We start from the raw sequence: 5,641 nt of genomic DNA on the forward strand, positions 1-5,641 counted from the left end.
TTCACCAGCCACGCACTTCCAAAGAATCCCCTTTGCCATCTCAAGCTTAGGGCCACCTCTTTCGGCTGGCCATTGCTCAAGGATGATCTTGGCARCGTCGTAAGCGTTACCGATGCAGAGCATCTGGCCTGGCTGGCTCGTAAGGACGGTGACGGATGAGAATGCTTTGTAGTCTTCTGCCATGGCGGTAGAAAACCACAGCGGGTTTTAGGATTCCACCCCATCAAATTCTTTATATAACCAAGTGGGCGCATCACGGAGGGGAAGAAATGGAAAGGAACGAGCTACTTTTGAGGCTTAAGGTCAGACGGTCTGTCGCAATAACCGGGATGTTAAAGAGCGGCGAGAATGACAAATCACTTCGCGTTCTTAGTGAAATACAAGGATCAATCTCGGCACTTGAGGCGCATCTAGCAGAGAATGAAGGGCCAACGAAGTCACCGTATGAACCCTAGCTTCACCCGTTAACAGGGTGAGTTCATTTTGGTGTCGGCGCGCGATCGAAGCAGCTTGGCTCAGCGTAACGCCTCACTAAAGGCATTTTAGCGAGCGGAACATTCGCTTGCGGTAAGCAGTTACAGCTCATCATGAGGAGACATTGATATGGGTGATCCAATACCTACCCCAAAGCCAGAACCGTACCCGCCGCCGCCAGACGATCCGCCTATCCCCGATCCTGATAAGCCAGGACCAGTACGGCCATTGACGGAGCCACCGCTCCTTAGATAGGCAATTGCACCCTTTTGCGAGACACAGTGCGATATTTGGTGTGATACATTTTCTATTGGATGCTGCAAAAAACTCAGCAAATACGAGCTCTTTCGGAAACATTGGGTACGCTCTATCCGCACCTGAAACCATATCCAAAGCGCGCGAATAGCTTGCAGCTAAGCCTGTTGCGGTTTCTCCCACCACGTAGCTTCCAGACTTCCGTCCATGCCCAACAGTGCATCCATGATGTCGTCGGTATCCGGTTCGTTGCCACCCGGTAACCTTGCGCGTGCGGCGGGCGACAACCCAAGTTCGCTGCCGCACCGGTGCATTTCGGTGTGGGTGTCTTTCAGGATCGAAACAAGCGGATTGCGGATACGCCCTTGCGGCGTCGCGACGATAAGCCCTTCGAGCTTCAACGTTTTCTCGATCGTGCGGCACCTTGCCCAAGCCACGACCATCCGTTCCAGCACGGATACATCTGCGCCACTCAAAAGGGCAGGGGGGAGCGCGGCGACGATGCTGCGCCAGAGACCGAGTTCAGCCTTGGTAAGATTGGATGGCGGCACCGGCAAACCCCGACCCCGCACATCCTCCTTGATCCGGCCGCGTCCTCTCTTTGCACGGTTGCCTTCTGCAGCCTTGAGGACGCTCGACTTGGGTGGCCGTCCCATCGCCATCAGCGGAGTCCTTGCGTTTTCGTCACCATCTGGCTGTGGAGCTTCTCGATGCGAACAGCAATCCCATAGCCCGGACGTTTGGACTGGCCCGACGCGATGCGCCAAATCTGTTGCCTGCTGCAGCCAACCTTGACGGCAATTTTGGGGATGGACATGCCGCCTTCCGTTTCGAGACCCGCGATCATCGCTTCAAAACGCTCACTCATTTTTCCATCATGAACCGGATACGACATCGCTCGACTATACCCCAAGTCACAGCATTGTGGTATCATGCTACCACAGGCGCGCGTCGATCTCTGGTCGTTTTCCGGCCGGGCTTGGCGGTCAAACGAGGCGGCGCGCGCCTCTCTTTGGAAAGGATCGCCGCATGAGCATCCACCAACCACCGCCGCGGCAGCCGGGCCTGCCAGCCTGGCTTGTGATGGCGCAGAAGTTTTTTTCGATGTTCACCGTCGTCGAAATGGCGTTGCGTTCTGAACGCAGGCAGCGTGGTCGCGACGTCGCGCAGTTGCGTAACGAGATCGAGGCACTGAAACAGGAGCGGCGGCAATGAGTATCGCCGAAGACGACCTTGAAGCCATTAGCGACGTGTTAGGCGAGGCCCTGAGAGGTATCGATCAGCGGATCGATGTCTTGGAAAGCGCGATCGATGCCACCCAGAAGCTCAGGCTTTCCATCCGCGAATGGCAGCAAGATCGCGAAGAAGAGTTGCGCGACGTGCGCAGCGACATGGCCTCAATGAGAGCCGAACTTGCCGCCATGCGCAGCGAAAACGATGTCTTGCGGCAGTGCCTGTCACCGAAGGACAAGATCACCGCCGCCGATGCCGTCACCATGTTGAGGTCCGTGCGATGACCGATGCCGAGCGCCTTGACGCTGCCATGGCGGGAACCGGACGCGCGGCGCTTGTGGTCGAGGCGGTGGACGGCGACGGCGAAGCGCGATCAAGGGGGGGGTATCGCGTAAATCCTTGAGTGCTTCGGATATCCCTAGCAACTTGAAGCGGATTGGCCACACGAGTTGCCCCATGTGCAACAGCCACATTCCGGATTTGTAAGTCAGATTAAGCCGATAGTCGAGTTGGCTGCCGTTTTGATGCAGGTAGACCTGACTATACTCCGTTTGACCCTTGCCTTTCTTCCGAATCATGCTGTCAAAAAACCCACGCTCATTTGGATGCGCGCCCTCGGCGCCCCAGCCGGGAGGCGCAGGATTGGGTGTGTTGGCCACTACAAAAGTCACCTTTTAGGGCTGGTCAGCTGTCATCGACGCATTGGCGGAATTGGCTGTCGGAATGGCTGCATACGTAACGACGGCTTGAGCTATGCCGACAACGATCAAGACGAGTGTCAAAGCGCCTATCAGCTTCTGCTGCCAGACGTTGTCATCATGCCGTCGTTCTTCTTCCTCGTATGCAGAAAGCGTCATCAATGCTGGTGGAGCAAGTTGGTACAGACTCTGGTTCTGATGCAGATCGCCAGATGCAACCAATGATTTCAGCAGCAGATCGTAATAGTTTATCAGCGAGTCGCTTTCTGGATGACGTATCGACCGCATAGAGTAGAGTTCGACCACAAGGCCTATTGGTGAGACTTTGAAGTCATCGTGCTTGATGGTTTCATCAAGCATCAGCCGCAAGACGCGAATTCGATTTTGCTGGACAAGGTTGTGCTTGTTAAACCTCCGTTGGGCAAACAGGTCCCAGTATCGTGCAAGGTATGCATATCCCGACAGGCGCTGAAGGATAAACAGCGGCGCTGACCTAGTGGTGATTGTGTAGCCGCGAAAGAAGTGCAGGTATTTTTGATCGTAGTCTTTAAGAGTGCTGTTCCTGACCGAACATTCGTAGGCAGGCTCGCCAGCGCTCACCCAGAGGCCTTCAGTATGGCTCCATGCGACTTTCTTCGGGAGAAACCGGTTGCCGTCTTGGTCACGAAGCTCCACCTGAAAACAGCCATAACCCGCATTGCCTTCACCGGCATTGACAATTCCTTCCGGGGGTATCGGGCGACGGCGAGCCAGCCAGATCGCAAATTGCCTGACGATACGCTCCATCCAAGGAAGAGGGTTCATAATTTCCTTCGCCGCTTCGGCTTTTGCCAGCGGGTTACTGGCGGATTCGCGCTCGACCAGTTCATTTCGGAGGTGCCCACATTAAGCTTCGATTCCATAGGCGCTGGTGTACAGCTCTTTCCATTTAAAGGGATCGTCGGCGTGGTCATCCAATTGGCGCACGGCTTCTGGCGTCTACTTGGTATCGCCGGATGCGTGAGACAGGTCCGGCGCGAATAGATATAAGTACTACTGACGACACACTTGTCTCAAATGTCTCAGAAGATGCACCCGAGGCCGCGGAGCGGACGAAAGAAAACCAAAAGAATGAACTGGCGGTCGGCAACCAAAACGAACGCCGAGGCCAGCACTGGTCGCGCAGCGATCAGCTCGGGGCCGCGCACAAGCGGCCTGTCGTGGGGTTTGGGGTGGAACACCCCGAGCAGTGTGGCGGCAGCCACGAAAGGGTGGAGGATAGCCATGTCGCATGATCATCGATCTGTTGTTCGCTTTCCGATGGAAGATACTGCATGGCTGATACGTGAAACCGCGATGCTGCTCACGCTTCGCAAGGAGGAGAACCGCCGCCGCTGGCTGTGCAAGACAACGCGCAACCGATTGGTCGATACCCTTCGGTCCCGAGGACTTTCGACGGAAGAGATCCTTGAGGAGGTGGCCCGGTTCGAAATGGCAGTGATCAAACGATTGCAGGAGTTGGAGTTTGCTCGCGACGCAGCGGGGATGAGCGACACCGAAACGGATATAATCGATTTCGAAGCAACAAAGTATTTTTGGGAACTTTGCGCATCCTAATAGATAAGAAAGGTTTTAATCGTTTTGTTTCCGACACGGCCAACGTCGTTGTATGTCGACCAGCTGTTGTCGCACACCGGATTCTGAATAACTGTTGTTGCCAATCTTGTCTTGGAGGAGCGAACAATTTTGGATTGCGTTATCTTAGCGAGATCGAACTCTCCTTAATGATGCTATCTGATCCAGCGAGGGCCTTGCGCTTTGATGAAGATTAACGATTTGGGCGTCTACGATAGCGACTTCGCGAGGATACAAAATATCACCATAGGAGAGGTCCCGAATCGCGGCGTGAAATGCTGGCAACAATGTCGGTTGTTGCGAATGGATATACTCAACCGCGGAAGCTTTTGCACCTGCTAGCCTGTCTAACCAGCATTCTGGTTGTCGTGAGACCGCATCGCTGGCTTCACGCCTTAGCCGGGCCATCGTCTCAAGCAGGAAGAGTTCGTCTGTAGTTTGACGATAGGACAATCCGCGCATCCTCGCTTGATCGTGATAGCGCATCAGCGCTCGACCATATCCGTCRTCTTTGTAGACAACCCTATCTTCCAACCAATTACATAGGGGCTGGGTTACAACCGCAAGGCCACAGAGGCTCAAAATCATTATCAGTAATATTGTCATTGGCATTTCCTTACGGCGAATACGAAAGGTAATGAGTGATCTGACAGAGGGGATGTTGCCTGGCTTCTGTATTCAAGATTAGCTCTCCAATTCATAGTACTATAGAAAATAACATATTCAATAAAATAGCTTCTAGTAGAAAAGAAAAGTTTTTGTAAGAAGAAAACACTTTCTCGTAAACGTATGTAATAATAGTTGGGTATGGGGTATGGGGTATACTCTCTTAAAGATTTACAAGGTTGACGGAGGACCGGCCCGGGGTGTGGTTTTTTCCAGGGGCAGAATTCGATAAAAAGAATTTAACCGGTTTTGCTTGAAATCATGAAAAGGTGAGCTGTCGTTTTTTTCTGGCACCGCTGGGAGAGGCCAGTCGGTTGATTTGACCCCACGCTGCATGGCCACCTTCGACTGGGGCTGGAGAAAAATATTAACCTAAATAATCCATTTGTCGGAAGGAACACTAATGTTAGAGCGCTAGCCTGGATGCACGTCGGACGTGGCTTTCTGCGAGATGCGCAAGTCACGCCGGGGGCGGTTGGCGGTTGTGCAAGTTATCGCTTCAATATGAGCATAGAGTATTAACGCGGCGTCGCAAATCTCAGGCGCAGCTGGTGGGTGTCGAGCAGGTGGTAGCTCAAAGGCAGCTTAGCAGCATACCTCGCTTATAACGCGAAGTTTTCTAGATGTTAGGCTGCGAACATGCCCCTTGCGCAGGAGGTTGCAATTATAGCCGTTCGCCGCTGATTGAGCTTCCAGTGCTC

The 5,641-nt window shown here is 53.6% G+C and carries 8 protein-coding genes; 4 read left to right on the forward strand and 4 right to left on the reverse strand.

The features are described from left to right. Nucleotides 1-887 precede the first annotated feature (887 nt). Both ACXJ5O_RS17180 and ACXJ5O_RS17185 read right to left on the reverse strand, forming a co-directional pair. Nucleotides 888-1,391, reverse strand: a complete 504-nt coding sequence (locus tag ACXJ5O_RS17180) for a phage terminase small subunit P27 family (protein WP_457300943.1) — start codon at nucleotides 1,389-1,391, stop codon at nucleotides 888-890. Next, the gene (locus ACXJ5O_RS17185) at nucleotides 1,391-1,597 is read right to left on the reverse strand and encodes a hypothetical protein (protein WP_457300944.1); all 207 of its coding nucleotides are present in this window, start codon (nucleotides 1,595-1,597) and stop codon (nucleotides 1,391-1,393) included. Before ACXJ5O_RS17185 ends, ACXJ5O_RS17180 begins: the two co-directional genes overlap by 1 nt. A 161-nt stretch (nucleotides 1,598-1,758) precedes the next feature. On the opposite strand from ACXJ5O_RS17185, the gene ACXJ5O_RS17190 reads away from it, so the two are divergent. Genes ACXJ5O_RS17190 through ACXJ5O_RS17200 form a run of 3 tightly spaced genes read left to right on the forward strand, consistent with a single transcriptional unit; the run spans nucleotide 1,759 to nucleotide 2,365 of the window. Further along, a complete protein-coding gene (locus ACXJ5O_RS17190; RefSeq protein ID WP_457300945.1) occupies nucleotides 1,759-1,944 on the forward strand; it encodes a hypothetical protein in 186 nt (61 codons plus the stop codon). Then, nucleotides 1,941-2,246 (forward strand): hypothetical protein, encoded by a 306-nt coding sequence (locus ACXJ5O_RS17195; RefSeq protein ID WP_457300946.1) that lies wholly within the window; start codon nucleotides 1,941-1,943, stop codon nucleotides 2,244-2,246. The genes ACXJ5O_RS17190 and ACXJ5O_RS17195 overlap by 4 nt, the downstream gene beginning before the upstream one ends. Next, nucleotides 2,243-2,365 (forward strand): hypothetical protein, encoded by a 123-nt coding sequence (locus ACXJ5O_RS17200; protein ID WP_457300947.1) that lies wholly within the window; start codon nucleotides 2,243-2,245, stop codon nucleotides 2,363-2,365. The genes ACXJ5O_RS17195 and ACXJ5O_RS17200 overlap by 4 nt, the downstream gene beginning before the upstream one ends. 271 nt (nucleotides 2,366-2,636) lie before the next feature. Here the strand turns inward: ACXJ5O_RS17200 and ACXJ5O_RS17205 are convergent, their stop codons facing one another. Both ACXJ5O_RS17205 and ACXJ5O_RS17210 read right to left on the reverse strand, forming a co-directional pair. Beyond that, a complete protein-coding gene (locus ACXJ5O_RS17205) occupies nucleotides 2,637-3,464 on the reverse strand; it encodes a hypothetical protein (RefSeq protein WP_457300948.1) in 828 nt (275 codons plus the stop codon). Nucleotides 3,465-3,721: 257 nt separating this feature from the next. Next, a complete protein-coding gene (locus tag ACXJ5O_RS17210) occupies nucleotides 3,722-3,925 on the reverse strand; it encodes a hypothetical protein (protein WP_457300949.1) in 204 nt (67 codons plus the stop codon). On the opposite strand from ACXJ5O_RS17210, the gene ACXJ5O_RS17215 reads away from it, so the two are divergent. After that, a complete protein-coding gene (locus ACXJ5O_RS17215) occupies nucleotides 3,924-4,256 on the forward strand; it encodes a DUF6074 family protein (protein WP_457300950.1) in 333 nt (110 codons plus the stop codon). The genes ACXJ5O_RS17210 and ACXJ5O_RS17215 overlap by 2 nt on opposite strands. Nucleotides 4,257-5,641 lie beyond the last annotated feature (1,385 nt).

This window comes from Phyllobacterium sp. P5_D12 (assembly GCF_054049495.1).

Coding starts and splice junctions, on each gene's coding strand:
- ACXJ5O_RS17215 (WP_457300950.1), top strand. CDS start 3,924: ATGTCGCATGATCATCGATCTGTTGTTCGCTTTCCGATGGAAGATACT.
- ACXJ5O_RS17195 (WP_457300946.1), top strand. CDS start 1,941: ATGAGTATCGCCGAAGACGACCTTGAAGCCATTAGCGACGTGTTAGGC.
- ACXJ5O_RS17210 (WP_457300949.1), bottom strand. CDS start 3,925: ATGGCTATCCTCCACCCTTTCGTGGCTGCCGCCACACTGCTCGGGGTG.
- ACXJ5O_RS17180 (WP_457300943.1), bottom strand. CDS start 1,391: ATGGCGATGGGACGGCCACCCAAGTCGAGCGTCCTCAAGGCTGCAGAA.
- ACXJ5O_RS17205 (WP_457300948.1), bottom strand. CDS start 3,464: ATGAACCCTCTTCCTTGGATGGAGCGTATCGTCAGGCAATTTGCGATC.
- ACXJ5O_RS17185 (WP_457300944.1), bottom strand. CDS start 1,597: ATGAGTGAGCGTTTTGAAGCGATGATCGCGGGTCTCGAAACGGAAGGC.
- ACXJ5O_RS17190 (WP_457300945.1), top strand. CDS start 1,759: ATGAGCATCCACCAACCACCGCCGCGGCAGCCGGGCCTGCCAGCCTGG.
- ACXJ5O_RS17200 (WP_457300947.1), top strand. CDS start 2,243: ATGACCGATGCCGAGCGCCTTGACGCTGCCATGGCGGGAACCGGACGC.